Raw genomic sequence first — 26413 nt, 5'->3', positions numbered from 1 at the left:
CAGCCTATTCCTCGCGCCCGCGGCGAGCGCGCCAGGCCTTCATCCAGCCGTCGATGATGGTCCAGGTCTGGACGGCGATGATGCCGACTCCGGTGATCACCGCGAGGATGCGCAACGTGTCGGCGTCCACCCCGTTGTCGGCGAACACGAACTCCACGAACTCCGGGTTCAGCAGCTCGTCCCGCACGAGAAGTGTCACCGCCCAGGTGGCGAACGCGATCGAGAGCGCCGTGTTGACGACGGCGAGACCGACCGTCCACCGGCGTCGGCGGTACACGGCGACAGCCAGGACGGCGTCGGCGAGCATGATGGCGAGGAGCACGGTCATCCCCCACGGCCAGAGCCCGGAGTTCAGGATCGGGATCGGATCGCCGCCGGTCGGGAAGAACCCGCGGGTCGCATCCCACACCACGGCGGCGACGCCGATGCCGAGGAAGACGAGAGTGGCGATCATGTCGCTGCGCGCGGCGCCGTTCTCGGTCGGCACGGGCAGCTGGTCGACGTCCCACTTCTCCCCCGTGTCGGCACCGGTGCGCTCGAGCACGACGAACACCAGCGTCACCCAGAAGCACACGTGAACGACGACCGAGAGGGTGACGGCGACGATCGCGCCGATCACGTCTCCGACCGTCGCCCCCTCGATCAACTTCGCGATCGCGACACCCACGGCGGCGCAGGCCGGAACGATGATCAGCAGCAGCTTGAGCAGCCGCCACCAGGTCAGGTAGTAACGGGGGCCGATGAGGTGCAGAGGGCGATCCGCATACCCGGCGGCCAAGACCCCGGGGTCGCCGAGATCGGTGAGGACCGCGCGTTCGGCGGCCTCTGGCGCCTCACCCTGCTCGACTCGCGCCTCGACCGCATCGGTGATGGAGGCTTCGAGCTCGGCGCGGACATCGTCCTGCGCATCCGGCCGAAGACTACGGATCGTGGCACTGATGTACCGCTCGGTGAGCGTGGCTGTGGTGGTCATGTCAGTTCTCCTCTGCAGTGAGGGACGCGATCGCCATGGTGAGCGATCGCCATTCGTCGGTGAGGGTGTCGGCGAGGCGGATGCCGGCGTCCGAGGTGCGGTAGAACTTGCGCGGCCTCGCCTCCTCGGTGTTCCACTCGCTCGTGAGGTACTCCTGCTTCTCCAGGCGGCGCAGCAGCGGATACAGGGTGTTCGCATCCGTCGCGAAGCCGCGCTTCTCGAGCTGGTCGAGCAGCGAATAGCCGTAGCCCGGCGTGCGCAGCAGCTGCAGGCAGGCCAGCACCACGGTGCCGCGCCGCAGCTCCTGCAGGTGCGTGTCGAGCGTCTCGTTCATGCAGCCCACATTACTGTGCGTCACACACTATTGTCCAGCGTACGTTTCGGACAGTCCCGGGGCGGACGGGAAGGGGGAAGTAGCGTGGAGTCATGACGCTCGAGATCACGCGCATCGACCCGTTCGACACCGCGGAGGTGGACGCCTGGTGGGATGCCTATGCAGCCGCCGAACGTGCCGACCGCGGATCCGACATCCCGGTCTGGTCCCGCGAGGAGACGCGCAACGCGATGCAGCAGCAGTCCCAGACTCTCGAGCGACGCCCCCTCCTGCTGCGCGACGACGGCACTGTCGTCGGCGCAGCGGGCCTCGCACTCCCCCTCAAGGACAACACGCACGTCGCGCACCTCGCCGTCCACGTGCCGCCGGCGCATCGACGGCGCGGAGTCGGCAGCACCGCCCTGGCCTTCCTCGAGGCAGAAGCCGCCGAGGCCGGACGCACCACCGCGCAGGGCGACACCTCGTGGCCGTACGAGCTCGGATCCGACGGCAAGGGCGCACCCGGTCGCGAGTTCGCCCGCCGCCACGGCTACGCGCTCGCGCTCGGCGACGTGCAGAACCGGCTCGCACTCCCGCTCGACCTCGAGGTGCTCGACCGGATCGACGCCGACATGGCTGCGGCGACCCGGGGCTACTCGGTCCGGAGCTGGATCGGACCGGTGCCGGACGACGTCGTCGAAGGCTGGGCGATCCTCGACGCCTCGATCGATACCGAAGCCCCCAGCGGCGATCTCGACATCGCACCCGCGAAGCCCGACGTGGAGAGCATCCGCGAGCAGGAGGAGCTCCTCGTCAGGCAGAACCGTCTTCCGATCGGCACCGTCGCGCTGACGCCGGAGGGTCAGGTCGCCGCCTACACCCAGCTCGTCGTGTCGGGCGACGACGGCAATGCGTACCAATGGGGCACGCTCGTGCGCCGGGCCGACCGCGGCCACCGCCTCGGCACGGCGGTGAAGATCGCGAACCTCCGCCTGTTGCAGCACCGAGCTCCTCATGCACCTGCCGTCTACACGTACAACGCGGAATCGAACGCACACATGCTCGCCGTGAACACGCTTCTCGGGTTCATTCCCACCGAGCGGATGGGCGAGCTGCAGAAACACCTGGCCTGACGTGCAGCGGTCGCAGGCCTCCCGGGGACAGAATGGGCACATGATCCCGCCGCTCTCAGACCTGCTCGACTCGGCCAGGGTCGTCGCCCTCCCGATGCACAGTCGCTTCCGCGGCGTCGACGTGCGGGAGGCACTGCTCTTCGAGGGGCCGGAGGGGTGGGCGGAGTTCTCACCGTTCGTGGAGTACGAAGACGCGGAGGCGGCCACATGGCTCGCGGCCGCGATCGACTTCGCATGGCGCGAGCAGCCGGAGCCGCTACGGGATCGGATCGGCGTGAACGCCACGGTGCCCGCGATCGAGGCGTCGCGCGTGCCCGAGCTGCTGGCGCGATTCCCCGGATGCCGCACAGCGAAGGTCAAGGTCGCCGAGCCGGGGCAGACCCTCTCCGACGACGTGGCGCGCGTTCGCGCCGTGCGCGAGACGATGGGCCCCGAGGGCCGCATCAGGGTCGACGCGAACGGAGCCTGGAACGTCGACGAGGCCGAGCACGCCGTGCATGCGCTGGGCGAGTATGACCTGGAGTACGTGGAGCAGCCCTGCGCGACGGTGCCGGAGCTGGCGGATCTCCGCAGGCGCGTGAAGTACATGGGCATCCCGGTCGCCGCCGACGAGAGCGTGCGCAAGTCGTCCGATCCGCTCGCGGTCGCCCGTGCCGGCGCGGCCGACCTGCTCGTGATCAAGGCGCAGCCCCTCGGCGGCATCACTCACGCGCTGCAGATCGTCACCGCCGCGGGGCTCCCCGTCGTGGTCTCGAGCGCCCTGGACACCGCGATCGGCCTGTCTCAGGGAGCCGCCCTCGCTGCGGCCCTCCCGACACTCGACTACGACTGCGGGCTCGGCACGGCGTCGCTGTTCCTCGACGACGTGGCCGACCTGCGCCCGGTCGACGGCTCGATCCCGGTCGGCCGAGTGACACCCGATGCGGAGGCACTCAGTCGTCTCGCCGCATCGGACGAACGACGCGAATGGTGGCTCGCGCGCCTCGCCCGCTGCCACTATGAGCTCTCGACCGCCGCACACTGAGGCCGACTGCCGCGGCGAGGACCCCGTCGCACGTCACCGCGGAGGCCCGCCGAGCACCTCGGCGAGGTGGCGCGTCGCGAGGTCGGCAGTGTGCGGACCGTGGCCGCCTTCCGCGCCGAAGATCGTGAGGATCTCGGCGTCGTGCTCCCCATCGGCGCCGAACCAGTGCGGCGTGCGTGTATCGAACTCCGCGACCTCTCCGGCCTCGAGCATGATGTCGCGGTCACCCACGATGAGCCGGATGCGTCCGGTGAGCACATACATCCATGACGACCCCTCATGCGAGGTGAGCTTCGGCTCCGAGGCCTCGGAAGGCACGATGATCTTCCACGCATGCCTCTCGCCCGGCTGGCGTGTGAGCGCCACCACAGTGCGCCCGTTGACCCGCCGCGGGCGCAGCCGCACCCGCGGGTCGCCGGTCTCGGGAGCGCCCACGAGGTCGTCCAGCGACACCCGGTACATGCGCGCGAGCGGCAGGAGCAGCTCCAGGCTCGCGCGCCGCTGACCCGTCTCCAGGCGCGAGAGAGTGCTCTTCGAGATACCCGTGGCCGACGCGACCTCGGCGAGTGTCGTTCCTCGTCGAAGGCGCAGCGCCTGGAGCCTCGGACCGATCTGCTCCAGCGTCGCGTCGATGACCGCCTCGTGTTCGTCCATGGCCTCATCCCATCACCGCCATCCCGCTTTCGGCAACTCGTGTTGCTGTTCAGTGAAGACGCGATCGATGCTGAGGACATGACCGTGACCACGACTTCCCCCCTTCGCTCAGGCACGGCCGGGCTCGCTCTCAGCGTGCTGGTCGCGTCCCTCGGCACCAGCGCCGCCAACGTGGCGCTCCCCACGATCGCCCGAGACCTGGATGGCACCTTCTCCCAGACACAGTGGGTGGCGCTCGCGTACCTGCTGGCGATGACAGCGACCAGCCTCACGGTGGGATACCTGGGCGACCTCCTCGGGCGAAGACGCATCCTGGGGATCGGCATCGTCATCTTCACCCTCGCTGCCGTGCTCTGCGCGCTCGCTCCGACGCTGGGGGTGCTGATCGGCGCCCGCGCTCTGCAGGGTGTCGGCGCTGCCGTGATGATGGCGCTCCCTCTCGCCCGTGCCCGCGACATGGTCGCGCCGGAGCGCCTCGGACGTGTCATGGGTCTGCTGGGGACGACGGCCGCAGTGGGCACCGCCTCAGGCCCCGCGCTCGGCGGCCTCCTGATCACGGTGGCGGGGTGGCCGGCGATCTTCGCAGCAATGGCGCCGCTCGGCGTGCTGGTCGCGGTTCTGACCGGCATGACCGATCGCGGTACTTCCGCGGCGAGCGGGCCCCGACGCGGATTCGACATCGGCGGCGTGCTGCTGCTGACGGCGGCCGTCACCTTCTACACGCTCGGCGTGACCTCGCCCGGTGCCGACGGATCCTGGCCGACGATGCCGCTCCTCGGCGGCGCGATCGTCACTGCCGCTCTGTTCGCCCTCCGGGAGGCCCGCGCTTCCCATGCGCTCCTGCCGCCGGCTCTGCTCCGCAATCGCGACGTCTCGATCGGGGCCGTGCTCAACCTGATCGTGGGCACGGTCATGATGAGCACTCTCGTGGTCGGCCCATTCTTCCTCGCGGGAGGGCTGCACCTCGCTCCGGCCGCGATCGGGGCGACCATGGCCGCGGGACCGCTCGCCTCCATCTGCACCGGCGTGATCGCCGGCCGCGCGGTCGACCGGTTCGGCACGCGGCTCATGACCACGGCGGGGCTCTCGGCCATGGTCGTCGGAGCCCTCGCGCTCGCGTTGCTGCCCTCCTGGTGGGGGCTCATCGGATACATCACGGGCACTGTGCTGCTCGCCCCCGGGTACCAGCTGTTCCTGGCGGCGAACAACACCGGAGTCCTGAGTGCGACGCCGACAGAGCACCGCGGTGTGACGTCAGGATTGCTCGGCCTGTCCCGCAATCTCGGGCTCGTCACTGGCGCCTCCGTGCTCGCGGCACTCTTCGCCGCAGCCTCCGGCGCAGCAGAGATCGCGACCGCAACGCCGGAGGCGCTCACCGCAGCGCTGAAGGTGACGTTCCTCGTGACGGCTGCGCTCCTGGCCGGTGCCGCACTGCTCTCCCTCGCAGCGAGCCGTCAGACCTCGAGGGCCCGGGGAACGGCGACGCCGACTACGGCTCGATGAGCAGCTGCACCAGGCGGCCGAGCTCCTCGCCACCGGAGTGCCGAAGCTGCGCGTCGTCCTGGCCGGCCATCGCTCCTCGCACGGTCATGCCCTCCCAGATGATCATGAGCATGCGCGCGGCGATCTCGGCCGGGAGCCGCAGCCGCAGCAGGCCTGCCGAGATGATGTCGTCGACGATCTGCGCGATGCTCGAGACCATCTCGCGCTCTTGGGCGAGATACGCCTCGCCGAACCTCGCGTCGCGCAGGGCGCGGATGCGGATCTCGCTGAGCAGCATGACGCCGAGGCGGTCGTCTCCGCCGAGCTCCATGATCTGCTGCACGAGATCGATCGGATCGCACCCCTCGACGAGGGCACCGGCGGCGGTCAGCTCCTCGACACGGGTGCGCACCGCGTTCACGCGCACTTCGGAGACGCTGGCGGCGAGCATGAGGAACAGCTCGTCCTTGGACTCGAAGTTCGAGTAGAACGCGCCGCGGGTGAAGCCGGCTCGCTCGCAGACCGCTTCGACCGATGCTCCGTCGAGCCCGACCTCGGCGAAGACCTGCGCCGCCGCTTCGAGCAGACGGGCACGCGTGTTCTCACGGCTGCGGGTTGCGGGTGTCGACATCGAAACCTCCTGACCCTTCACTCTCGCATGATTCACACCCCGCACACAGGCTTGGCCGGGCGGGTCACCTTACGATACATCTATGTATCGGATACACCTGTGTATCCACCCCGCACCCCTCGGAGGATCGCGTGTCCACACTCCTGTCCTCGCTCGGACGCTGGTCCTTCCGGCACCCGTGGCGAGTCCTCGTGTCCTGGCTGCTCGCGCTCGGCATCGCCGGCGCCGGGGCTCTCGTGCTGGGAGCGGGAACAGACAACACGTTCTCCATCCCCGGAACCGAATCGCAGGCCGGTCTCGAGCAGCTCTCCCGTTCGTTCCCGCAGGTGAGCGGCACGAATGCGCAGTTCATCGTGGTCGCCGCCGACGGCGACAAGATCACGGATGACGACTACCGCGAACACATCGAGGACGCCGTCGACGAGCTGGGCGACCTCGACGGCGTGCTCGCCGCCACCTCGCCCTACGACGAGATGGTCAAGGGCATGATCAACGAGGACGACACGGCGGCCATCGTGCGCGTGCAGTTCGACGGCGAGGCCACCGACGTCTCGGACACGACGAAGGATGCGCTGCGCTCGGCCGTGAGCGACCTCGACGGCGTGCTTCCTTCCGGCTCGCAGACCTCGCTCGGCGGCGACCTCTTCGCGATCTCGATCCCCGGCGTCACCCTCACCGAGGCGGTCGGGCTCCTCATCGCGCTCCTCGTGCTCATCGTCACGTTCCGTTCATTCGTGGTGGCCGGGCTCCCCCTGCTCACCGCGATCCTCGGCGTGGGCATCTCGATGGCCGGCATCTTCACCGCGACCGCCTTCGCCACCGTCTCCTCGACCACCCCGCTGCTGGCGCTCATGCTGGGACTCGCGGTCGGCATCGACTACGCGCTGTTCATCATGGCGCGACATCAGGATCAGGTGCGAGAGGGCGTGGATCCGGAGGAATCGGCATCCCGTGCCGTCGGTACCGCCGGATCGGCCGTCGTCTTCGCCGGCGTCACCGTGCTCATCGCGCTGATCGGCCTCGGCTTCGCCGGCATCCCGTTCCTCACCACCATGGGTATCGCGGCCTCCGCCGCCGTCGCCGTCGCCGTCGCGATCGCCGTCACCCTGACCCCCGCTCTGCTCGGATTCATGAAGGGCAAGGTCGTCGGTCGCCCGAAGAAGGTCAAGGCGCCGAAGACGAAGAAGAGCGCGGCATCCGATGCGTCGGAGGAGCCGAAGCCCGTCACGGCCCCGGCGAAGGGCAGCGCCCGCTGGGTCGGCGGCGTCATGAAGCATCCGGTGCTGGTGTCGCTCGCCGTCGTCCTCGGACTCGGGATCGTGGCCGTGCCCGCGCTGAGCCTCGACCTCGCCCTCCCCAACGCCGGCGTGCTGCCGAAGGACTCCGAGGCCCGGCAGAACTACGACCTCGTCGGCGAGCAGTTCGGACCCGGGTTCAACGGTCCGCTGATCCTCACCGGCACGATCGTCACCTCCACCGACCCGCTCACCCTGATGGAAGACCTCGGCGACGCGGTCGCGAAGGTCCCCGGCGTGAAGGAGGTCGCCCTCGCGACGCCGAACGAGACCGCCGACACCGGCATCGTGCAGATCATCCCCGAGACCGCACCCGACGATCCGGCGACGGCCGACCTCGTGCGTGAGCTGCGCAGCCACCACGACGAGTGGCTTGACGAGTTCGGCATCGACCTCAAGGTCACCGGCTTCACCGCCGTCGGGATCGACATCTCCGACCAGCTCGGCAACGCGCTGCTGCCGTTCGGCATCTTCGTGATCGGCCTCTCGCTGATCCTGCTGACCATCGTGTTCCGCTCGCTGTGGGTGCCGATCACGGCTGCGGCCGGATACCTGCTCTCGATCGTCGCCGCCTTCGGCGTGGTCGGGGCGGTGTTCGAATGGGGATGGTTCGCCGACCTGCTGCACGTCGCCAAGGTCGGGCCCATCATCAGCTTCATGCCGATCATCCTGATGGGCGTGCTGTTCGGTCTGGCGATGGACTACCAGGTCTTCCTCGTCTCCCGCATGCGCGAGGACTTCGTGCACGACAAGGATGCGACGAGCCCGAACCGTGCCACCCGGCGGGCCGCCGCGCTCCGGGCCGTGCGCAGCGGTTTCACCGGCTCGGCGAAGGTCGTGACCGCAGCCGGGCTCATCATGTTCGCGGTGTTCGTCGCGTTCGTCCCCGAGGGCGACTCGTCGCTCAAGCCGATCGCGCTCGGCCTCGCCGCCGGCATCGCCTTCGACGCCTTCCTGGTGCGGATGACGCTGATCCCCGCGCTCATGGCGATCCTGGGCGAACGCGCCTGGGAGCTCCCGCGCTGGCTGGAGAAGGTCCTCCCCCGCGTCGATGTCGAGGGCGAGGCCGTCGAACGCGAACGACACCTGGCCGCATGGCCGGGCGACGGGTCGATCGTCGCCGCCGACGACCTCGAAATCAGCGCCGATGCGCCGCTCATCGAGGGTCTCTCGATGCGGATCCCCGAGGGCGGTGCCGTGATCGCGACCGGTGGCGACCTGCGCACCCGCCGGGCTCTGGCCCTGACGATCGCGGGACGCCTGACCCCCGCGGACGGCAAGCTCAGAGTCGCGGGGCACCTGCTCCCCGGACGCGCCGCCTGGGTACGCTCTCACGTCGGCTGCGTGCTGGTCGACGATGCGGATGCCGCGCTCGGCGACCTCACCGAAGCCCTGCGCGGAAAGTCGCAGATCGTCGTGATCGACGGGATCGACCGCCTGAGCGGCGGACAGCGCGACCAGGCGACGGCGATGCTGCGCGATGCCGCAGCCTCCCGCACGCTCGCGGTGTTCGCCACCGCCTCCGACGCCGATTCGGCACGGACCACCCTCGCCGAGGCCGGATGGCCCGACGCACAGACTCTCGACACGCGTGCTCCTCGCCGGAGCGCCGCAGAATCCACCGAGGTGACCGCATGACCCTCCCCATCGAGCGCGCCCGCTCCCGCAAGCCCATCACGTGGCTGACCATCCTCGGCGTGCTACTGCTGCCGGCGGCGGTCGGCGGCATCCTGGTCGCGGCCCTGCAGAACCCGACGGAGCGCCTCGACTCCATGACCGCGGCCATCGTCAATCTCGACGAGCCCGTCACCATCGACGGGCAGATGACTCCGCTCGGGCGCCAGCTCGCCGCGGGTCTCGTGGAGGGCTCGGACGATCTGGATTCGAACCTCACCTGGGTGATCTCGAACAAGGACGACGCAGCCGACGGACTCGCCGACGGCTCCTACCAGGCCGTCATCACGGTCCCCGAGGACTTCTCGACCGCGGCCACCTCGGCCGGCACCGCGATCTCCGACGGCGGAGGCAAGGCCGAGCAGGCCACCATCACGGTGACCACGCCGAAGGACGGACTCGTCGCCGACGACCTCATCACGGGTCAGCTCGCCGATGTCGCCGCGTCGACCATGGGCACGATGCTCTCCGAGGCGACGACCGAGAACATCCTGGTCGGTTTCACCACCATCGGCGACCAGATCGGCGACGCGGCAGACGGCGCGCTGAAGCTCGCGAGCGGGGCGCGGGATGCCGCCACCGGAGCCGCCGCGATCCCTGACGGCGCCACGAAGCTGGCCTCCGGGGCGGGCGAGCTCGGGACGGGTGCGTCGTCGCTCGCCTCGGGCCTCGACACGATCGCGGGCAAGACGCGTGAGGCCGCGGCAGGTGCGGCGCAGATCGGATCCGGGCTGACGGCCGGCGGTGCCGCGCTGCAGCAGAACATCGGCGGCACGCAAGAGCTGGTCGGTGCGATCCAAGGCGCCTCGGCATCGGCGAAGTCGGCGGCCGACGGCTCGCTGGCCCTGGCGGGACGGCTGGGGACGCTGCAGCAGACGGCATGCGCAACCCCGGTGAGGGACCAGGCGCAGTGCGATCTGTTCACCTCCCTCGCATCCGATGCGGGTGCGGTGGCCCAGAGTGCAGGAACCGCGTCCGGCACCCTCAACAACGAGAAGGTCGCCGGTGGCGTCGCTGCCCTCCCCGGCACCTTCAGCACTCTTGCGTCCAGCATGACGCAGGCCGGTGCGGGCGCCACTCAGCTGTCCTCCGGCCTCACTCAGCTCGCAGACCAGGGCATCGGCGCATCCGCCGCCGGAGCCCGTGGCCTCGCGTCCGGTGCGACCCAGCTCTCCAGCGGAGCGACCGCTCTCGCCGATGGCGCCACCGAGCTCACGACCGGGCTCGACACCCTGGCGACCGGTACGGGTGACCTCGCCGGCGGGCTGCGCACGGCATCCGATTCGCTCCCCTCGTTCAGCGACACCGAGTCGAAGTCTCTCGCCTCGGTGATCGCAGACCCGGTGTCGTCGAACTCGTCGATGAACACGATCTTCGGTCCGACCGCGATCCCGTTGCTCGCTGCGGTGGTGCTCTGGTTCGGCGGACTCGCGACCTTCGTGGTGATGCGCGCCCACACCGCTCGCACGCTCACCTCTCGCCGGTCGTCGGCGACGCTCACGCTGCGGGCGTTCGCTCCCGCGGCACTGATCGGCGCGGGTCAGGGACTGCTGGTGTCGCTGATCGTGCAGGTCGTGGCGAGCTACGACGCCGGCACCTGGTGGGCCTTCGCAGGTACCGCCGTGCTCGCCGGTGTCGTGTTCGCCGCCGTGAACCAGGCGCTCGTCGCCCTGTTCGGCGGGATCGGACGCTGGATCTCGGCCCTGGTCGGAGTGCTCGCGGTCGCGACGGGTCTGGTCTCGACGGTGCCCGGCTGGCTCGCCGGTATCGGGGCCGCCCTCCCGACGGCTCCGGCCTTCGCGGGGTTGATCACCGCCAGCGGCTCGGCGGTCGCCGCTCTGGTCGTCTGGGGCGTGCTGTCTCTCGTGGCCACGACCCTCGCCGTGACGCTGCGGCGCACGACCTCGGCCAAGGCGGTCCTCGCCACGGCCTGACTCCTCGCCCCGCAGCGAAGACCATCCACGCCGGCCCGGCGCGTCGAAGTATGACGCACCGGGCCGTTCGTGTGTCAGCCTCCGGTTTCGCGCCCTCACGACGCGTCCTAGGCTCCTGACATGCGCCGGCCGTTCATGGACACCCCCGACCAACTCGCGAGCCTGGAGGGACAGCAGTACCTCGTGCTCCGGCCCACCGCGGCGGTCGGCACGGTCTATCGCGATGTCCAGGATGCCGCCGTCTCCCGCCTCGGCGTCCCGGCACGGCGCCCGCACACCGGGCACGTCACACTGCGAGGGTTCTACGAGCCCGAGCGACGCGAGGCACTCACCGGGCTGATCCGCTCGTGGGCAGCGCGGCAGGCCCCGATCGAGGTCATCGCCGAAGCCGTCGACGAGTTCCCCGTGCCCTGGCAGATCCTGATCGTGCGCCTCGCCCGCAGCCCCTCGCTCGTGTCGGCGTATTCGTCACTGACCACCGCACTGGATGCCACGGACCTCCGTCGTATCGGCGAGCTGCCTCTGGAGGACTGGACGTTCCACCTGTCGGTGCTCTACGGCAAGACCCTCGACGGAGCCGAGTGGTCGCGCTTCGCACGAGCCGAGTCACGACCCTTCGAGTCCGCGCCTGTCGAGAGCATCACCGAAGCCGAACTGGTCTGGTACCAGGGCGGCATCGAGCACGCCGAGGTCATCCCGCTGCGCGGCTGACCCCGGTAAGCCGTCTCCGCGACGCTGGTGGCACCGCGGGTCAGCTCAGCTCAGCTCAGCTCAGGCCGGAGTAGGCGTGCAGGCCCTTGAAGAAGACGTTCACGATCGTGAAGTTGAAGATCACGGCCGAGAAGCCGACGATCGCCAGCCACGCCGAGGGGTTGCCGCGCCAGCCGCGGGTCGCGCGGGCGTGGATGTATCCGGCGTAGATCACCCAGATCACGAAGGTCCAGGTCTCCTTCACGTCGAAGCCCCAGAAGCGGCTCCAGGCGTAGTAGGCCCAGATGGACCCGGCGATGAGCGTGAAGGTCCAGAGGATGAAGCCGATGATCGTGAACATGTACGCCAGGCTCTCCAGGCGCACCGCGTTCGGGAAGGTGCGGAGGAAGCCGGGACCGGTCTTCGTGGCGTTCTCGCCGAGGAGTCGCTCGCGGCGCGACTGCATGAGCTGGATCACCGAGAGCGCGAACGCGAGAGCGAAGAACGCGGTCGCGAGCGAGGCCACGAACACGTGGATGACGAGCCACACGCTCTTCAGCGGGTCCATCAGCGGTGAGACGTCGACGTAGAAGTTGGTCGCCCCGAGGCCGAGCAGCACCACGACGAGGCCCGTGATGAACGTGCCGAGGAACCGCAGGTCGATGCGGGTGAGCACGACGAGGTACACCGCGATGATGAGCAGCGTGCCCATCATGGCGAACTCGTACAGGTTGGCCCACGGGACTCGTCCGGCCGCGATGCCACGGGTGACCGCAGCGGCGAGGTGGAAGAGGAACCCGAGAACCGTGAGCGAGGTGCCGATCCGGGCCATCACGAATCGCTGCGGGGCGGTACCGGAACCGGACGTGCCTGCGGATGCGGTGGTGCTCCCGCCACCCGCTCCGACGAGCACCGACTCGCGGACGTTCTGCGCGTCGGCTGTCGCCTGCGAGCGCCGTGCGAGATCGAAGGCGTAGGCAACGAAGGCCGCCGCGTAGATCGCGATCGCCGTCCAGAGCAGGACAGGCGAGATCACGTTGAGCTCGAGCATGGTGTCAGTCTACTTTCCGGGTGTCGGTTGCCGGGGCTTCCGGCTCGGCGGACTCGTCCGCGGTGTCATCGATCGTGGGGCGCGCCGTGGTGCCTCCGGCCGCGTCGAGCAGTCGGGCGTGCCCTGCGACGAGGTCTTCCACGGCTGCGGCGAGGGTCGGGTCCTCGCCTCGGGCGAGCGCGGCGTACTCGAGGGCGATCTCGCCGTCGTGCGCTGTGGCCTTGACCCACACACGGCGACGCGGCACGAACAGCGCGATCATGAGACCGCCGAGTGCGAGCAGCGCGAAACCGAGCACCCACACGCCGGACTCGTCGCGGTGGATCTGCAGCGAGGCGAAGCGCTTCACCGACTGGGAGGCGTCCGCTGCGCCGGCCGGAGACTCGTCCTCGAAGGTCACCGAGCCGAGGCCGTTCGGCAGCTGTGCGGTCTGCCCCGGTGCCAGCTCGATCGACTCGACGTCGGTGGTGCGGCCCGTGAGCTTGGTCATCCCCGTGGTGTCGAGCACGTAGACGGAACGCGGCACCCCCTCGTTGATCCCGAGGTCTCCGGTGTACACGTCGAGAGTGAGCGTCGGGTTCGTGAGGTCGCCGTAGGCGGAGAAGAACGCACCGCTCTCGAGCACGCCCGTGGTCGGGTAGAAGAACCCGACGAGTCCGACCTGCTCCGCAAGCCCGTCCGGCACCTTGAGCACACCGAGCGAGGTCATGTTGTTGTCCTGAGGAAGGAACGGCGTGCTGTTGGTGAACACCACGTTGCCCTCGGGGTCACGCACGGTCACGGTCGGCGCGTAGCCGTTGCCGAGGAGGAACACGTCATCGTCGGCGACACCGAGGGGCTCGTTGACCTTGACGGAGCCGGTGCGCTCCTCGCCGTTCTCCTGCACCGTGACGTTGGCAGAGAAGTCTCCGGCCTGCCCGGAGCCGGGCTCACCGAACGGCTGGTACGTCACGTCGAAGGAGTCGAGGCGCATCGAGTACGGAGAGAACGCGTCGTCGCTTACGAAGCGTCCGCGGTTCATCGAGTCGTAGTCCAGGAGCGTGTTGGCGAAGGTCTCCCCCTCCACCAGCACGCGCTGACCGGTGTACGAGAACCCGCCGCCGATACCGACCGTGACCAGCACCCCCACGAGCGCGAGGTGGAAGAGCAGATTGCCGGTCTCGCGCCAGTAGCCGCGCTCCGCGGAGACCGAGAACGTGCGGCCGCGGTCGTAGCGCTCCACACGGTAGCCGAGAGCCTTGAGCTGTTTCGTGGCGACGTCGATCGATGCGGCGGCCTCGGCTTCGGCATCGCCGGTCTTCGTGCCGGAGTCTGCCGCAGGGTCCCGAGTGAGCGCGCGGTAGTCCTCGAGCCGCTGCAGTCGCGCGGGGGTGCGCGGCGGGCGCGCACGCAGCGCCTTGGCGTGGTGCTTGATGCGCGGGATCACGCAACCGACGAGCGAGGCGAACAGCAGCAGGTAGATCGCCGAGAACCACGGCGACAGGTACACGTCGAACAGCTTCAGCGCGTCGAGCACCGGGAAGAGGTCGGGATTGTCGCGCTCCCACTGCGTGACGCCGTTCGGGTCGGCCATCCGCTGCGGGAAGATCGAGCCGGGGATCGCGGCGATCGCGAGCACGAGCAGCAGGATGAGCGCGGTGCGCATCGAGGTCAGCTGACGCCACCCCCAGCGCAGCCAGCCGACGAACCCGAGCCGCGGCTGGGTGATCGAGTCGTCGCCGTCGACGTGGTCCGACGGACGGAGCGGATCGCTGGAGTCGCTGTTCGCGGCACCCTTGTTCTTGGTCATGGCCTTCTCAGTGCGGGGGTTCTTCTCGGGACGGGTGTTCTGGTCAGGGCGATCGGTGGTCTCTGGATCGTCAGAGCGGGAGGAGGACACTGCCCATCACCGCCGTCAACCGCGACATGATGTCGGTCCAGAGCCCTGTGACCATCAGGATGCCGAGCATGATGAGCAGGATTCCGCCGATGACGTTGACGACGCGGATATGCCGACGAAGGAATCCGATCGTCTTCGTCGCCCAACCGAAACCGAGGGCGACGAGAAGGAACGGGATGCCGAGGCCGAGCGAGTACGCGAGCCCGAGGAAGCCTGCGCGCACAGGATCACCGGCGTTGAACGACAGCGCGAAGATCGCCGTGAGTGTGGGCCCCAGGCACGGAGCCCAGCCGATGCCGAGCGCGATGCCCAGCAGCGGCGCCCCGATGATGCCGGCCTTCGAATCCACGTGGAAGCGGAGCTCCCGCTGCGCGAACCCGAACAGGCCGAGGAAGACCAGACCCATCACGATGATGACGACGCCCAGAATGCGCGTGATGAGCTCGCCCCACTGCAGGAGGAAGACGCTCGCCATCCCCCCCAGAGCCGTGATGGAGACGAAGACGAGGCTGAAACCGAGGATGAACAGCAGCACACCCAGGACGAGCCGGCCACGTGTCGTCGTCTGGGTCGTGGCCTGGCCCTCTGCACCGGCAGCAGCGGTCGACCGAGGTGCGACGGCGCCGCCGAGGAAACCGAGGTAGCCGGGAACGAGGGGGAGCACGCACGGGGAGAGGAAAGAGACGAGTCCCGCGAGCATCGCGACCGGGATCGCGATCCAGAGGGCCCCGGAGCCGATGATCGCTTCGGGGTTCACAAGGCTCCCCTGATGGTCACGAGTCCTCCGCCAACGCGTCCTTGACGAGCGTGGAGAGGATCGACTTGCCGTCGATGGGTCCGATGATGCGGGCAGCGACCCGGCCCTGCTTGTCGAGCACGAGTGTGGTCGGTGTCGCAGCGATCGGGGTCTCCTTCGCGAAGGCGAGCTTGGCCTGCGCGGTGTCGACATCGATCAGGCTGGGGTAGGTGACGCCGTACTCGTTCGCGAAGGCCACAGCGGTGTCTGCCTGGTCGCGGGTGTTGATGCCGACGAACGCGACGTCCTCATCGCTGAAGTCCTGCCACACCGCTTCCAGATCGGCGGCCTCGAGGCGGCACGGCGCACAGCCGGCGTACCAGAAGTTCACGACCGCGACCTGTCCGGCGATGTCGGCGCTGTCGAACTTCTCGCCCTCCTCGGTCACCCCGCTGAACACGACGGGTTCGCCGCGCTCGGAGACCGGGATCTCGACGATCGCCCCGTCGGCGGCGACATAACCGGTGTTCTCGCCGTTCAGGAACGATTCACTCACCGGATCGGGAGCACAGGCGCTCAGACCGATGGCGAGCACCGCAGCGAGCGCGGCACCGACCGCACGACGCGAACGCCGGGTGCGGGAGGAGCGGCCGCTGCGGATCTGACGGACCGTCGAATCGCTTGGCACGACTCCGAGTTTACGCAGAGGATCCTATGCGCGAGCCGGAAACGGGCGCCTCGCCGAGGGCCTCAGAAGCGCGCCAGAACGTCGTCCACGCCCGCCCGGAACCGCGGGCAGGTGGCGATGTCGTGCGCCCGGCAGCCCATCGCGTGCTCGGTCATCTCGCGGGATCGGCGCATCTCCTCCATGCGCCGATCGATGTCGTCCAGATGCTGCTGCAGCACCTGGTGCCGCCCGGCGCTGCCGTCGTCGAGCAGTACCCCGATCTGTTCGAGCGTCATCCCCGCGGCCTTGCTGCGCTGGATCACGGCGATGCGCACGACCTCGTCTTCGCCGTAGCGCCGTCGCCCCGCGGAGTCTCGAGGCGGCCGGAGCAGACCCACCGATTCCCAGTGCCGCAGCACGTTCGTGGGCAGTTCGACGCGGGCGGCCACATCGCCGACGGACCAGGGGTGCGCATCGCTTGACTTCATGTTGACATGAAGTCACAGACTGACGAGGAACGCAACAACGTCATCGGAAGGACCACCATGTACGACGCCATCGTGATCGGCGCAGGACCGGCAGGACTGCAGGCCGCTCTGACCCTCGGGCGGATGCACCGCTCCACGTTGCTCCTCGACTCGGGCGAGTACCGCAACGGCACCGTCCTGCACATGCACAACATGATCGGCGCGGACGGCACTGCCCCCGCCCAGCTCCGCGCGACCGCACGGGCAGAGCTCTCCGCCTACGACGACGTGGAGATCCGCGACGCCGCAGCGATGAGCGTCTCGGGCGCCGAGGATGCCTTCGTCGTTGGCATCTCCGACGGCTCCGTGGTCGAGGGGCGCCAGGTCATCCTCGCCACGGGCGTCGCCGACGACCTTCCCGACGTCCCCGGCCTGCAGGACCTGTGGGGCACACTCGCGTTCAGCTGCCCGTTCTGCGACGGACACGAGCACGCGGGAAGACCGATCGCCATCCTCGGCGCCGCACCTCGGGCCGCGCACCTCATCGGGCTGCTGGGCCGGATCGTCGGGGACATCACCGTGTTCCCCGTCGGGGAGATGTTCGCCGACGAAGACATCCAGATGCTCGAGGCGAAGGGCGTGCGGGTGAGCCCTGCCCCTGTCTCCTCCCTCGAGAAGGTCGACGGAGGCGTGCGCATCCGCACCCACCACGATGAGCGCGTGGTCGACGGCATCTTCGTCGCGGCGGGATCGATGCGCCAGCGGTCACCGTTGGTCGCGCAGCTCGACCTGCAGATGCTCGAGTCCGGCTGCATCGAGATCGATGAGTTCGGACGCACCTCGCTCCCCGGGGTCTTCGCCGCGGGCGATCTCGCCCACCGTGCGACCCTTCCCGGCCCGATGGCATCCGTGCTGCTGGCGGCCGCCGCCGGTCAGCTGGCCGCGGTCGGCATCATCCAGTCACTCCTGGCCGCCGAGCACTGAGCGGGGCGCGTCGCGAGGACCGGCTCAGACCGCGCCGACGTCCACGGCGCCGCCGGTCGCGGCGGGCTCGGCGTAGGCGACCTCTCGCCAGACGTCGCCGACGCGCTCGAACGAGGTGACACTCGACAGGGCGCAGCGACGCGTGCGCGGGTCGTGCTGCAGGGGCAGGCCCGCCACTCGGAGGTGGGTGATCCAGATCGGCGCCTGGTGCGAGACCATCACGACGTCGCCGTCCGGTGCCGCATCCCACGCTTCGTCCATAATGCCGAGCATCCGCTCCGCGATGGAGGAATACGGCTCACCCCAGCTGGGAACGGACGGCTGGCGCAGGTGCCACCAGTTCAGCGGGTTCATCAGGGAACGGCGCATCTGCGTCCCCTCGAACACGTTGGTCGGCTCGATCAGGCGGATGTCGACCTCGGGCACGAGGTCAAAGCGCTCCGCGAACGGCTCGGCCGACTCCTGCGCACGCTCCAGCGGCGAGGAGTACAGCGCGCGCACGGGACGCTCGAGCGAGGCCACGTGGTCGGCCGCCGCTGCGGCCATCCCCCGGCCCGCCGTGCTCAGGTGGTAGTCGGGAAGACGACCGTAGAGCACGCGGGCCGGATTGTGCACCTCGCCGTGTCGGACGAGGTGCAACCGGGACGCCGTCATGTCACGCCTTGCTGTAGCGCGAATCCCCGAAGCCGAGGATCAGGTACCCGATGTACGGGAAGAGGAAAAGCAGGAAGAACGAGAAGAGCCCGCCCTTGTTGAAGCGCTCACCGAGCTTGAACGCGACGATGATCGCGAGGATCAGGTTCGCGACCGGGATGAGGTACAGCAGTGCGAACCAGCCGGACATTCCGGCGATCTTCACCAGGAAGACGAGGTTCACGATCGGGATGATCGCGAGGATGCCGGGGTATCCGGCCTTCGTGAACACCTTCCACAGCCCGATGGCGACGAGGATGTAGAAGACGAGCGCGATCAGGCCCGTAGTACCGGAGAAGATCGATGCGTAGAGATCGGCGATGCCGTTGTTGTCCACGGTGCATCCTTTCTGTGTAAGAGCTGTGTCGTGGCGATCCTACTGATATGCCGCCCCGGACGCCGCCGACGGGGCCGATGACCTCCCGACCGCCCCCGTAGAATGGGCGGGTTCCCCATTTCCCAGATCAGAAGGAATACTCCGTGCTTCGCACCCACTCGGCAGGCTCTCTGCGAGCCGAGCACATCGGTCAGACCGTCACCCTCTCGGGTTGGGTCGATCGCCGTCGTGACCACGGAGGAGTCGCTTTCATCGATCTGCGGGACGCCTCCGGCATCGCTCAGGTCGTCATCCGCGACGAGGAGATCGCGCACCCGCTGCGCAACGAATTCGTGCTGAAGGTGACCGGCGAGGTGTCGCTGCGCCCCGATGGCAACGCGAACCCGAACCTCCCCACCGGCGAGATCGAGCTCATCGCGACCGACGTCGAGGTGCTGAACGAGTCCGCTCCCCTCCCCTTCCAGGTCTCCACGGCGCTCGCCGACACCGAGACCGTGGGCGAGGAAGCCCGTCTCAAGTACCGCTACCTCGACCTGCGTCGTCCGGCCCCCGCATCCGCTCTGCGCCTGCGCTCGAACGTCTACAAGGCGATCCGCGACGTGCTGCACGCCGACGACTTCACCGAAGTCGAGACGCCCACCCTCACGCGCTCCACGCCCGAAGGCGCGCGCGACTTCCTGGTGCCGGCTCGCCTGAGCCCCGGCAGCTGGTACGCCCTGCCGCAGTCGCCGCAGCTGTTCAAGCAGCTGCTGATGGTCGGTGGCGTCGAGAAGTACTTCCAGATCGCCCGCTGCTACCGCGACGAGGACTTCCGCGCCGACCGTCAGCCGGAGTTCACGCAGCTCGACATCGAGATGAGCTTCGTCGACCAGGAAGACGTGATCACGCTCATGGAGTCGCTCATCGTGGCGATGTGGGCGACGATCGGTGTCGAGGTGGCCACGCCCCTGCCGCGCATGACCTACGCCGACGCCATGGCCAAGTACGGCTCCGACAAGCCCGACCTGCGCTTCGGACTCGAGCTCGTCGAGGCGACCGAGTACTTCAAGGACACCCCGTTCCGCGTCTTCCAGGCGGAGTACGTCGGCGCGGTGCGCATGCCCGGTGGCGCCTCGCAGCCCCGCAAGCAGCTCGACGCCTGGCAGGACTGGGCCAAGCAGCGCGGCGCCCGCGGCCTCGCCTACGTGCTGTTCAACGAGGACGGCACGCTCGGCGGCCCTGCCGCGAAGAACCTGTCCGAGGCCGAGCAGGCCGGACTCGCCGCGCTCGTCGGTGCCGAGACCGGCGACTGCGTCTTCTTCGCCGCCGGTTCCACCAAGGAGAGCCGTGCGCTGCTCGGTGCCGCGCGCGTCGAGATCGGCCGCCGCCTCGGCTACCTGAACCCCGATGAATTCGCCTTCACCTGGGTCGTCGACGCTCCGATGTTCGAGCCGGCAGCCGACGCCGTGGCCTCCGGTGACGTCGCCGTCGGCGCGGGCGCCTGGACGGCCGTGCACCACGCCTTCACCGGCCCCAAGCCCGAGTTCCAGGACACGTTCGACACCGACCCCGGATCGGCCCTCGCCTACGCGTACGACATCGTGTGCAACGGCTCGGAGCTCGGTGGCGGCTCGATCCGCATCCACCGCGAAGACGTGCAGAAGCGCGTGTTCGAGGTCATGGGCATCAGCGACGAGCAGGCCGACGAGCAGTTCGGCTTCCTGCTCGACGCGTTCAAGTTCGGTGCCCCGCCCCACGGCGGGATCGCGCTCGGCATGGACCGCGTGCTGCAGCACCTGACCAAGACCGAGTCGATCCGCGAGGTCATCGCCTTCCCGAAGTCGGGCAACGGCTTCGACCCGCTCACCTCCGCTCCGGCGCCCATCACCGACGCGCAGCGCGCCGAGGCCGGCGTCGACTACGAGCCCGAGGACGACGAGGCCTGACGCCCACCGCCACGCGGACTCACGCCCGGGTCGCACGCAGTCCTCGGATTCGTGCGACCCGGGCGTTTTCGGTCGGTCAGCCGAGTGATGCGAAGGCGGGGAGGATGTTCTCGTTCCAGACGTCGACGCCGAGCTTGCCGATCAGGACGATCACGACCACGAGGAAGACGACCCGGATGAACGTGGTCCCGCGGGAGATGGCCATCCGCGACCCCAGATAGCTGCCCGCGACGTTCGCGACGGCGAGGATGCCGCCGAGCAGCCACAGCACGGCACCGTGCGGGATGAACAGCATCAGTGCGCCCGCGTTCGTGGCGAGGTTGACGATCTTTGCCTTGGCGCTGGCCTGCAGGAAGTCGTAGCCGAGCAGTGCGACGAGCGTGATGACGAGGAAGGTGCCCGTGCCCGGACCGATCATCCCGTCGTAGAAGCCGATGCCGAGTCCTGCCGCGCCCGCCATGATGTGGTGTTTGTGCCCGTGGAACCGCAGCTGGGTCGCCGCCCCCATCTGCGGCCGGAACGCGGTGAACAACGCCACCACGAGCAGGGCGATCACGATGATCGGCTTGAAGGCGGCCGGCGGCAGCACCGTCGCGACGGCCGCTCCCCCGAACGAGCCGATCAGTGCGACGATCGCCATCGGCACGGCGGTGCGGATGTCGGGTTTCGCGCGCCGATAGTAGGTGGCGCTGCTGGTCGCGGTGCCGAAGACCGAAGCGAGCTTGTTCGTCGCAAGGGCCTGCACCGGCGAGATACCGGGGATCAGCAGCAGCGCGGGCAGCTGTAGCAGTCCTCCCCCGCCGACGACGGCGTCGATCCAGCCGGCGCAGAACGCAGCGACGACGACGAGCAGGAGCATCCCCCACGTGAGCTGCTCCAGACCGAGCACGGCGCCGATATCCACCTCGCCATGATTCCAGAGAGTGGACGCCGCTCCGGCATCCGCTCCGTGCGCTGGCAGACTGGAGCCATGCTCGACGCCCTCCCGCTGCCCCACTCTTTCGAATCGCGCATCGGGACGGCGCTCCTGCGGCGTGCCACGGTCGATGACACGGATGCCGTGATCGCCCTGCTCGCCGACGACCCGATCAGCGCGGCCCGCGGCGATGTGGCCTCCGAGGAGGACCGGCCGGCCTATCGACAGGGTCTCATCGAGATCCTGGCCGAACCGTCGAACGACCTGCTCGTCGTCGAGCTCGACGGTGCGATCGTCGGCACGCTGCAGCTCACCTCGATCCCCGGGATGGCACGTCGCGGCGCTCGACGGCTGCTGGTCGAGGCGGTCCGCGTACAGAGCAGCCTGCGCTCGTCGGGCATCGGCTCCGCCGTGATGCGCTGGGTGTCGGAGGCAGCGGCCCCTGCGGTCGGCGCGAGCGTGGTGCAGCTCACCTCGGACGCCTCCCGCACCGACGCGCACCGTTTCTACGAGCGGCTGGGGTATGTCGGCTCGCACCGCGGCTTCAAGTACAGCGTCCCGCAGGGCTGAGACGCCGTGGCCCTGTTCGGCCACCGCCTCGCCACCATCCGTTCACCAGACCCGCGACGGGCGGCAACCTCCGCCTCATAGTGTCCTCTCGCAACCCGAAACCGGCTCACAGCGCCGGACACCGAGAGGACACTTATGGCTCGCTTCACCCGCCGCGCGCGCATCGGCGCCGGCATCGCCCTTGCCACCACGGCCGTACTGGCGCTGACCTCCTGCGCAGGCGCGACAGACGCGCCCGCCGCCGGCGGCTCCGATGTGGACGCCTCCGCCGCGACCTCGGTCGCCGACTTCGGCACGTTCGCCGACCTCGAAGCCGCGGCCAAGGCCGAGGGCTCGCTCAACGTCATCGCGCTGCCCCGCGACTGGGCGAACTACGGCGAGATCCTCGATCTGTTCGCCGAGAAGTACCCCGAGATCACCATCAACGAAGCCTCCCCCGACGTCTCGAGCGCCGAGGAGATCCAGGCCGCGAAGACGAACGAGGGCCTGGACACCGCGCCCGACGTGTTCGACATCGGCCTCACCGTCGCCCTGCAGAACACGGATGTCTTCGCTCCCTACAAGGTGCAGACCTGGGACGACATCCCCGAGGAGCTGAAGGAGCCCACCGGTCTCTTCGTCGGCGACTACGGCGGGTACATGTCGATCGGCTACGACTCGTCGAAGTTCGACGCTCCCGCCGAGCTCTCCGACCTGCTCTCGGCCGACTACAAGGGCGCGGTCGCGATCAACGGCGACCCGACCCAGGCCGGAGCCGCGTTCGCAGCTGTGGGACTCGCCACCGTGCAGTCCGACGGCACCCTCGACGACTTCCAGCCGGGCATCGACTTCTTCTCCGAGCTGCAGAAGGCCGGCAACCTGCTCAAGGTCGACGTGACGACCGCGACCATCGCGAGCGGCGAGACCCCCGTCGTGTTCGACTGGGACTACCTGAACGCCTCGCACACGGCGGACAACAAGGACTGGAAGGTCGTCGTGTTCGACGGCACCGGTTACGCCGGGTACTACAACCAGGCCATCAACGCCGACGCCCCGCACCCTGCTGCCGCACGTCTGTGGCAGGAGTTCCTCTACAGCGACGAGGTGCAGAACCTCTGGCTGAAGGGCGGCGCCCGTCCGGTGCGCATGGAGGCCATGACCGACGCCGGCACGATCGACGCCGACCTCGCCGCCGCACTCCCCGAGGCTCCTGAGGAGACCGTGGTCCCGACCGAGGAGCAGTCGACGAACGCCGGCACGCTGCTCGGCGAGAAGTGGGCTTCGGCGGTCCAGTGACCACCCTTTCCGCAACGGTGGCGGATGCTGCGGCATCCGCCCCCGCCACCTCCGCCGGGTCCTCGCCGCACGCGAGGACCCGGCGGTCCGCTCCGTCCTTCGCGTGGCTCGGGCTCGTCCCCTTCGCCGCCTACGTCGTGCTCTTCCTGGCGGTGCCGACGATCCTGTCGATCGGTTCCGGCTTCTTCACGAAGGACGGCTCCTTCACCTGGACGAACCTGTCGGCCCTCGCCGACCCCGTCGTGTTGAACACGTTCGCGAACTCGGCGGGACTCTCGCTGCTCACCGCCGTCGTCGGCGCGATCGTCGGCGCCCTCGTCTGCTACGCCCTGCTCGGCATGGACCCCGAGAGCCGAACGCGCTCGGCAGTGGACGCCGCAGCGGGTGTGCTCGCGCAGTTCGGCGGCGTCATGCTCGCATTCGCCTTCATCGCGACCATCGGCATCCAAGGCGTCGTCACCGTGTTCCTGAAGGAGTCCTTCGGCGTCAACATCTTCGAGAACGGCACGTGGCTCTACGAGCTGCCCGGCCTCGTCCTCCCCTACTTCTACTTCCAGATACCACTGATGGTCATCACCTTCATGCCCGCCCTCGCCGCGCTCAAGCCGCAGTGGGCCGAGGCGAACCTCACCCTCGGCGGCACCCGTGCGAGCTTCTGGCTGCGCATCGGCATCCCTGTGCTCGCGCCCTCGTTCCTCGCCAGCCTGCTGCTCCTGTTCGCGAACGCGTTCTCCTCGTACGCCACTGCCGCCGCCCTCGCCAGCCAGGGTGCGCAGATCGTGCCGCTGCAGATCCGCACGGCCCTCACGAGTGAGACCGTGCTCGGACGGGAGAACCTCGCCGGTGCTCTCGCGCTCGGCATGATCGTGATCGTCGGGATCGTGATGGCGCTTTACTCCTTCGTGCAGCGACGAGCAGCGAGGTGGCAGTCGTGAACCGACTCGGCCCCTCTCTCGCGACCCGCTGGGCCATCGGCATCCTGGTCGGTGCGTTCTTCGCCGTTCCCCTCGTGTCGACTTTCCTCTTCACCCTCCGCGACCCCGAAGGCGGGCTGTCGTTCGCACGCTGGACCGCGTTGTTCGACCCCGCGGCCGCGGCGACGCTCAAGCCGATCTGGACGGGGTTGGGCAACTCCCTGGTGCTCGCCGTCGTCACCGTCGCGATCGTGCTGTTGCTGCTCGCGCCGACGATGATCCTGGTGAACCTGCGCTTCCCGAACCTCAAGCCCGCTTTCGAATTCGCGGTGCTGCTGCCCATCTCGATCCCGGCGATCGTGCTCGTGGTCGGGCTGGCCCCGATCTACGTGCAGATCGGCCGTGCGTTCGGCACCGGCACCTGGACGCTCGCGTTCGCCTACGGGATCACCGTGTTGCCGTTCGCGTTCCGGTCGATCCAGGCATCGATCGACGCCGCCGACCTGCGCACCCTCTCCGAGGCCGCACGTTCGCTCGGCGCGAGCTGGCCGACGGTCGTGCTGAAAGTGCTCGCCCCGAACCTCCGCCAGGGGCTGCTCGCCGCATCTCTCATCTCCATCGCCGTGGTGCTCGGAGAGTTCACGATCGCCTCCCTCCTGAACCGCCAGGTGTTCCAGACCGCCATGGTCGTGGTGAACAAACAGGATCCGTACGCGCCGGCCATCTTCACCCTGCTCGCGATGGTGTTCGTGTTCCTCCTGCTCCTCCTGATCGGCCGCGTCGCGCGCGGCACCGGAAAGGCCCGCTCATGACCGTCGACCACGCGCTGCCGCGCACCAAGGACAACCTGCTGCTCGCCCAGGCGGGTGAAGGCACTCGCGTCGAGCTGCAGGGCATCGTCAAGAGCTACGCCGGCAACCGGGTGCTGCACGGGGTCGATCTCGACATCGCTCCCGGTGAGTTCGTCTCCCTTCTCGGTCCCTCCGGCTGCGGCAAGACGACTCTGCTGCGGGTGCTCGCAGGCCTCGAGGGCGCCGACGAGGGTGCGGTGCTCCTGGGCGGTGGCGACGTCTCGCGGGTGCCCACGAACAAGCGCGACATCGGGATGGTCTTCCAGTCCTACTCGCTGTTCCCGCACCTGCGGGTTGCTGAGAACACTGCTTTCGGCCTGCGCCGGCGCGGGATCGGCAAAGCCGAGGCAGCGCGCCGCGCCGTCGATGCTCTCGCTCTGGTCGGCCTCGCCGACTTCGCCGACCGGTTCCCGCACCAGCTCTCGGGCGGACAGCAACAGCGGGTCGCGCTGGCACGCGCGCTGGTGACCGAGCCCAAGGTGCTGCTGCTCGACGAGCCGCTCTCCGCGCTCGACGCGAAGGTGCGGGTCCAGCTGCGCGACGAGATCCGCCGCATCCAGCTGCGACTCGGCATCACGACCGTCTTCGTCACCCACGACCAGGAGGAGGCGCTGGCCGTCTCCGACCGGATCGCCGTGATGAACGCCGGCCGCATCGAGCAGATCGGATCGCCGGAGGAGCTCTACACGATGCCCTCCACAGCCGGCGTCGCCGCCTTCGTCGGGCTGTCCAGCGTCGTGTCGGGGGTCGCCGAGGGCGATCACGTCATGGTGTGGGGGCAGCGACTTCCCCTGCAGTCGCCGGCCGACGGCCCGGTCGATGTGTACCTGCGACCCGAGAACGTCTACTTCGCTTCCGAGAAGGATGCCGCAGCCGACGCCCTGGTTGAGGAGAGCACCTTCCTCGGGAGCATGCGTCGCACGCTCGTGCGCACCGAGTCCGGTGAGCTGGTGCGCGTGCAGCATGCCCCGGGAACCCACCCGGCGTTCGGTGATCGGGTGCGCATCGCGATCGCTCCCGAGCCGGTCGCGGTTCATCCCCGCGGCTGACCCCCGCTCTTCCCCGGACCCTCGCCGAGCGCTAGCGTGAGGCCCGAGGGGCGGGGTTCCCTCCATCCGAGAGAGAAAGGACGCCTCATGGCAGGCAAGTTCGAGCTGTACACCGACAAGTCCGGCGAGTACCGGTTCCGTCTGAAGGCCGGCAACGGCGAGGTCATCGCGATCAGCGAGGGCTACTCGTCGAAGTCCGCCGCGCTGAACGGGATCGACTCCGTCCGCCGGAACGCCGCAGACGCCGAGGTCGTCGAAGCCGACTGACCTCCTTCCACGCTTCACGACGAGACCCC

The 26413-nt window shown here is 69.0% G+C and carries 26 protein-coding genes; 14 read left to right on the top strand and 12 right to left on the bottom strand.

Features of this window, described 5'->3' with window-relative positions; all coding sequences use genetic code 11:
- Positions 1-4: 4 nt before the first annotated feature.
- Both ACP699_RS15365 and ACP699_RS15360 read right to left on the bottom strand, forming a co-directional pair.
- Complete coding sequence (locus ACP699_RS15365) at positions 5-973, bottom strand: permease prefix domain 1-containing protein (RefSeq protein ID WP_426172134.1); 969 nt, start codon at positions 971-973, stop codon at positions 5-7.
- A 1-nt stretch (position 974) separates the two neighbouring features.
- Positions 975-1307, bottom strand: coding sequence for a PadR family transcriptional regulator (locus ACP699_RS15360; protein WP_426172132.1), 333 nt, complete (start codon positions 1305-1307; stop codon positions 975-977).
- A gap of 92 nt (positions 1308-1399) precedes the next feature.
- Between ACP699_RS15360 and ACP699_RS15355 the strand changes: the two genes are divergently transcribed.
- Positions 1400-2419, top strand: a complete 1020-nt coding sequence (locus ACP699_RS15355; protein ID WP_426172130.1) for a GNAT family N-acetyltransferase — start codon at positions 1400-1402, stop codon at positions 2417-2419.
- Positions 2420-2459: 40 nt separating this feature from the next.
- Positions 2460-3443: an o-succinylbenzoate synthase gene (locus ACP699_RS15350; protein WP_141386848.1), complete on the top strand. Its 984-nt coding sequence runs from the start codon at positions 2460-2462 to the stop codon at positions 3441-3443.
- 33 nt (positions 3444-3476) lie between these two features.
- On the opposite strand, the gene ACP699_RS15345 is transcribed toward ACP699_RS15350, so the two are convergent.
- Complete coding sequence (locus ACP699_RS15345; protein WP_426172127.1) at positions 3477-4097, bottom strand: helix-turn-helix domain-containing protein; 621 nt, start codon at positions 4095-4097, stop codon at positions 3477-3479.
- 84 nt (positions 4098-4181) lie between these two features.
- On the opposite strand from ACP699_RS15345, the gene ACP699_RS15340 reads away from it, so the two are divergent.
- Positions 4182-5600, top strand: a complete 1419-nt coding sequence (locus ACP699_RS15340) for an MFS transporter (protein ID WP_426172125.1) — start codon at positions 4182-4184, stop codon at positions 5598-5600.
- On the opposite strand, the gene ACP699_RS15335 is transcribed toward ACP699_RS15340, so the two are convergent.
- Positions 5587-6210, bottom strand: a complete 624-nt coding sequence (locus ACP699_RS15335; RefSeq protein ID WP_055870043.1) for a TetR/AcrR family transcriptional regulator — start codon at positions 6208-6210, stop codon at positions 5587-5589. The two genes, ACP699_RS15340 and ACP699_RS15335, sit on opposite strands and share 14 nt — an antisense overlap.
- A gap of 131 nt (positions 6211-6341) precedes the next feature.
- Between ACP699_RS15335 and ACP699_RS15330 the strand changes: the two genes are divergently transcribed.
- The 3 genes from ACP699_RS15330 to ACP699_RS15320 all read left to right on the top strand — a co-directional run bounded on the left by ACP699_RS15330 (position 6342) and on the right by ACP699_RS15320 (position 11824).
- Positions 6342-9143, top strand: a complete 2802-nt coding sequence (locus tag ACP699_RS15330; RefSeq protein WP_426172123.1) for an MMPL family transporter — start codon at positions 6342-6344, stop codon at positions 9141-9143.
- Positions 9140-11113 (top strand): YhgE/Pip domain-containing protein, encoded by a 1974-nt coding sequence (locus tag ACP699_RS15325; RefSeq protein ID WP_426172121.1) that lies wholly within the window; start codon positions 9140-9142, stop codon positions 11111-11113. The genes ACP699_RS15330 and ACP699_RS15325 overlap by 4 nt, the downstream gene beginning before the upstream one ends.
- Positions 11114-11233: 120 nt before the next feature.
- On the top strand, positions 11234-11824 hold the full coding sequence (locus ACP699_RS15320) for a 2'-5' RNA ligase family protein (protein ID WP_426172119.1): 591 nt from the start codon (positions 11234-11236) through the stop codon (positions 11822-11824).
- A 55-nt stretch (positions 11825-11879) separates the two neighbouring features.
- Here the strand turns inward: ACP699_RS15320 and ccsB are convergent, their stop codons facing one another.
- The 5 genes from ccsB to ACP699_RS15295 form a co-directional block, all read right to left on the bottom strand.
- Positions 11880-12854, bottom strand: coding sequence for a c-type cytochrome biogenesis protein CcsB (ccsB, locus tag ACP699_RS15315; RefSeq protein WP_055877131.1), 975 nt, complete (start codon positions 12852-12854; stop codon positions 11880-11882).
- Positions 12855-12858: 4 nt separating this feature from the next.
- Positions 12859-14643, bottom strand: coding sequence for a cytochrome c biogenesis protein ResB (gene resB, locus ACP699_RS15310; RefSeq protein ID WP_314476008.1), 1785 nt, complete (start codon positions 14641-14643; stop codon positions 12859-12861).
- 70 nt (positions 14644-14713) lie between these two features.
- On the bottom strand, positions 14714-15490 hold the full coding sequence (locus tag ACP699_RS15305; protein ID WP_255163699.1) for a cytochrome c biogenesis CcdA family protein: 777 nt from the start codon (positions 15488-15490) through the stop codon (positions 14714-14716).
- A 16-nt stretch (positions 15491-15506) separates the two neighbouring features.
- Positions 15507-16157 carry a TlpA family protein disulfide reductase gene (locus ACP699_RS15300; protein WP_082524380.1) on the bottom strand — a complete coding sequence of 217 codons (651 nt, stop codon included), beginning with the start codon at positions 16155-16157 and terminating at the stop codon, positions 15507-15509.
- Positions 16158-16219: 62 nt separating this feature from the next.
- Entirely contained in the window at positions 16220-16624 is a 405-nt protein-coding gene (locus ACP699_RS15295; RefSeq protein ID WP_055870033.1) for a MerR family transcriptional regulator, read from the bottom strand.
- Between the two features lie 6 nt (positions 16625-16630).
- On the opposite strand from ACP699_RS15295, the gene ACP699_RS15290 reads away from it, so the two are divergent.
- The gene (locus ACP699_RS15290; RefSeq protein WP_426172114.1) at positions 16631-17587 is read left to right on the top strand and encodes an NAD(P)/FAD-dependent oxidoreductase; all 957 of its coding nucleotides are present in this window, start codon (positions 16631-16633) and stop codon (positions 17585-17587) included.
- A gap of 24 nt (positions 17588-17611) precedes the next feature.
- Here ACP699_RS15290 and ACP699_RS15285 read toward each other — a convergent pair whose 3' ends face one another.
- Positions 17612-18241 (bottom strand): histidine phosphatase family protein, encoded by a 630-nt coding sequence (locus ACP699_RS15285; RefSeq protein ID WP_127481895.1) that lies wholly within the window; start codon positions 18239-18241, stop codon positions 17612-17614.
- 1 nt (position 18242) lies between these two features.
- Complete coding sequence (locus ACP699_RS15280; protein ID WP_017828137.1) at positions 18243-18617, bottom strand: DUF5684 domain-containing protein; 375 nt, start codon at positions 18615-18617, stop codon at positions 18243-18245.
- A gap of 143 nt (positions 18618-18760) precedes the next feature.
- Between ACP699_RS15280 and aspS the strand changes: the two genes are divergently transcribed.
- On the top strand, positions 18761-20542 hold the full coding sequence (gene aspS, locus ACP699_RS15275) for an aspartate--tRNA ligase (protein ID WP_426172112.1): 1782 nt from the start codon (positions 18761-18763) through the stop codon (positions 20540-20542).
- Between the two features lie 76 nt (positions 20543-20618).
- Here aspS and ACP699_RS15270 read toward each other — a convergent pair whose 3' ends face one another.
- The gene (locus ACP699_RS15270; protein ID WP_055871151.1) at positions 20619-21401 is read right to left on the bottom strand and encodes a sulfite exporter TauE/SafE family protein; all 783 of its coding nucleotides are present in this window, start codon (positions 21399-21401) and stop codon (positions 20619-20621) included.
- A 111-nt stretch (positions 21402-21512) separates the two neighbouring features.
- On the opposite strand from ACP699_RS15270, the gene ACP699_RS15265 reads away from it, so the two are divergent.
- From ACP699_RS15265 to ACP699_RS15240, 6 genes are all read left to right on the top strand, one after another.
- Positions 21513-22028 carry a GNAT family N-acetyltransferase gene (locus tag ACP699_RS15265; protein ID WP_055877116.1) on the top strand — a complete coding sequence of 172 codons (516 nt, stop codon included), beginning with the start codon at positions 21513-21515 and terminating at the stop codon, positions 22026-22028.
- 135 nt (positions 22029-22163) lie between these two features.
- Positions 22164-23303, top strand: a complete 1140-nt coding sequence (locus tag ACP699_RS15260) for an ABC transporter substrate-binding protein (protein WP_055877113.1) — start codon at positions 22164-22166, stop codon at positions 23301-23303.
- On the top strand, positions 23300-24238 hold the full coding sequence (locus ACP699_RS15255; RefSeq protein ID WP_373695315.1) for an ABC transporter permease: 939 nt from the start codon (positions 23300-23302) through the stop codon (positions 24236-24238). The genes ACP699_RS15260 and ACP699_RS15255 overlap by 4 nt, the downstream gene beginning before the upstream one ends.
- Positions 24235-25029 carry an ABC transporter permease gene (locus tag ACP699_RS15250; protein ID WP_055877902.1) on the top strand — a complete coding sequence of 265 codons (795 nt, stop codon included), beginning with the start codon at positions 24235-24237 and terminating at the stop codon, positions 25027-25029. The genes ACP699_RS15255 and ACP699_RS15250 overlap by 4 nt, the downstream gene beginning before the upstream one ends.
- On the top strand, positions 25026-26117 hold the full coding sequence (locus tag ACP699_RS15245; RefSeq protein ID WP_055877102.1) for an ABC transporter ATP-binding protein: 1092 nt from the start codon (positions 25026-25028) through the stop codon (positions 26115-26117). The genes ACP699_RS15250 and ACP699_RS15245 overlap by 4 nt, the downstream gene beginning before the upstream one ends.
- Positions 26118-26204: 87 nt before the next feature.
- Positions 26205-26384 (top strand): YegP family protein, encoded by a 180-nt coding sequence (locus ACP699_RS15240; RefSeq protein ID WP_021198051.1) that lies wholly within the window; start codon positions 26205-26207, stop codon positions 26382-26384.
- The last annotated feature ends 29 nt before the right edge of the window (positions 26385-26413 follow it).

This window comes from Microbacterium sp. DWRC1-3, from assembly GCF_049896645.1.
In the GTDB taxonomy this organism is placed as follows: Bacteria; Actinomycetota; Actinomycetes; order Actinomycetales; family Microbacteriaceae; genus Microbacterium; species Microbacterium maritypicum.
The sequence above is the reverse complement of the archived record's forward strand: the minus strand, read 5'-3'. Positions and strand labels throughout refer to the sequence as shown.

Excerpts from the sequence above, each read along its gene's own strand:
- ACP699_RS15365 (WP_426172134.1), bottom strand. The coding sequence starts at position 973 with ATGACCACCACAGCCACGCTCACCGAGCGGTACATCAGTGCCACGATC.
- ACP699_RS15325 (WP_426172121.1), top strand. The coding sequence starts at position 9,140 with ATGACCCTCCCCATCGAGCGCGCCCGCTCCCGCAAGCCCATCACGTGG.
- ACP699_RS15335 (WP_055870043.1), bottom strand. The coding sequence starts at position 6,210 with ATGTCGACACCCGCAACCCGCAGCCGTGAGAACACGCGTGCCCGTCTG.
- ccsB (WP_055877131.1), bottom strand. The coding sequence starts at position 12,854 with ATGCTCGAGCTCAACGTGATCTCGCCTGTCCTGCTCTGGACGGCGATC.
- ACP699_RS15320 (WP_426172119.1), top strand. The coding sequence starts at position 11,234 with ATGCGCCGGCCGTTCATGGACACCCCCGACCAACTCGCGAGCCTGGAG.
- ACP699_RS15270 (WP_055871151.1), bottom strand. The coding sequence starts at position 21,401 with ATGCTCCTGCTCGTCGTCGTCGCTGCGTTCTGCGCCGGCTGGATCGAC.
- ACP699_RS15360 (WP_426172132.1), bottom strand. The coding sequence starts at position 1,307 with ATGAACGAGACGCTCGACACGCACCTGCAGGAGCTGCGGCGCGGCACC.
- ACP699_RS15295 (WP_055870033.1), bottom strand. The coding sequence starts at position 16,624 with ATGAAGTCAAGCGATGCGCACCCCTGGTCCGTCGGCGATGTGGCCGCC.
- ACP699_RS15260 (WP_055877113.1), top strand. The coding sequence starts at position 22,164 with ATGGCTCGCTTCACCCGCCGCGCGCGCATCGGCGCCGGCATCGCCCTT.
- ACP699_RS15290 (WP_426172114.1), top strand. The coding sequence starts at position 16,631 with ATGAAGTCACAGACTGACGAGGAACGCAACAACGTCATCGGAAGGACC.
- ACP699_RS15350 (WP_141386848.1), top strand. The coding sequence starts at position 2,460 with ATGATCCCGCCGCTCTCAGACCTGCTCGACTCGGCCAGGGTCGTCGCC.
- ACP699_RS15355 (WP_426172130.1), top strand. The coding sequence starts at position 1,400 with ATGACGCTCGAGATCACGCGCATCGACCCGTTCGACACCGCGGAGGTG.
- ACP699_RS15345 (WP_426172127.1), bottom strand. The coding sequence starts at position 4,097 with ATGGACGAACACGAGGCGGTCATCGACGCGACGCTGGAGCAGATCGGT.
- resB (WP_314476008.1), bottom strand. The coding sequence starts at position 14,643 with ATGACCAAGAACAAGGGTGCCGCGAACAGCGACTCCAGCGATCCGCTC.
- ACP699_RS15245 (WP_055877102.1), top strand. The coding sequence starts at position 25,026 with ATGACCGTCGACCACGCGCTGCCGCGCACCAAGGACAACCTGCTGCTC.
- ACP699_RS15240 (WP_021198051.1), top strand. The coding sequence starts at position 26,205 with ATGGCAGGCAAGTTCGAGCTGTACACCGACAAGTCCGGCGAGTACCGG.
- ACP699_RS15285 (WP_127481895.1), bottom strand. The coding sequence starts at position 18,241 with ATGACGGCGTCCCGGTTGCACCTCGTCCGACACGGCGAGGTGCACAAT.
- ACP699_RS15265 (WP_055877116.1), top strand. The coding sequence starts at position 21,513 with ATGCTCGACGCCCTCCCGCTGCCCCACTCTTTCGAATCGCGCATCGGG.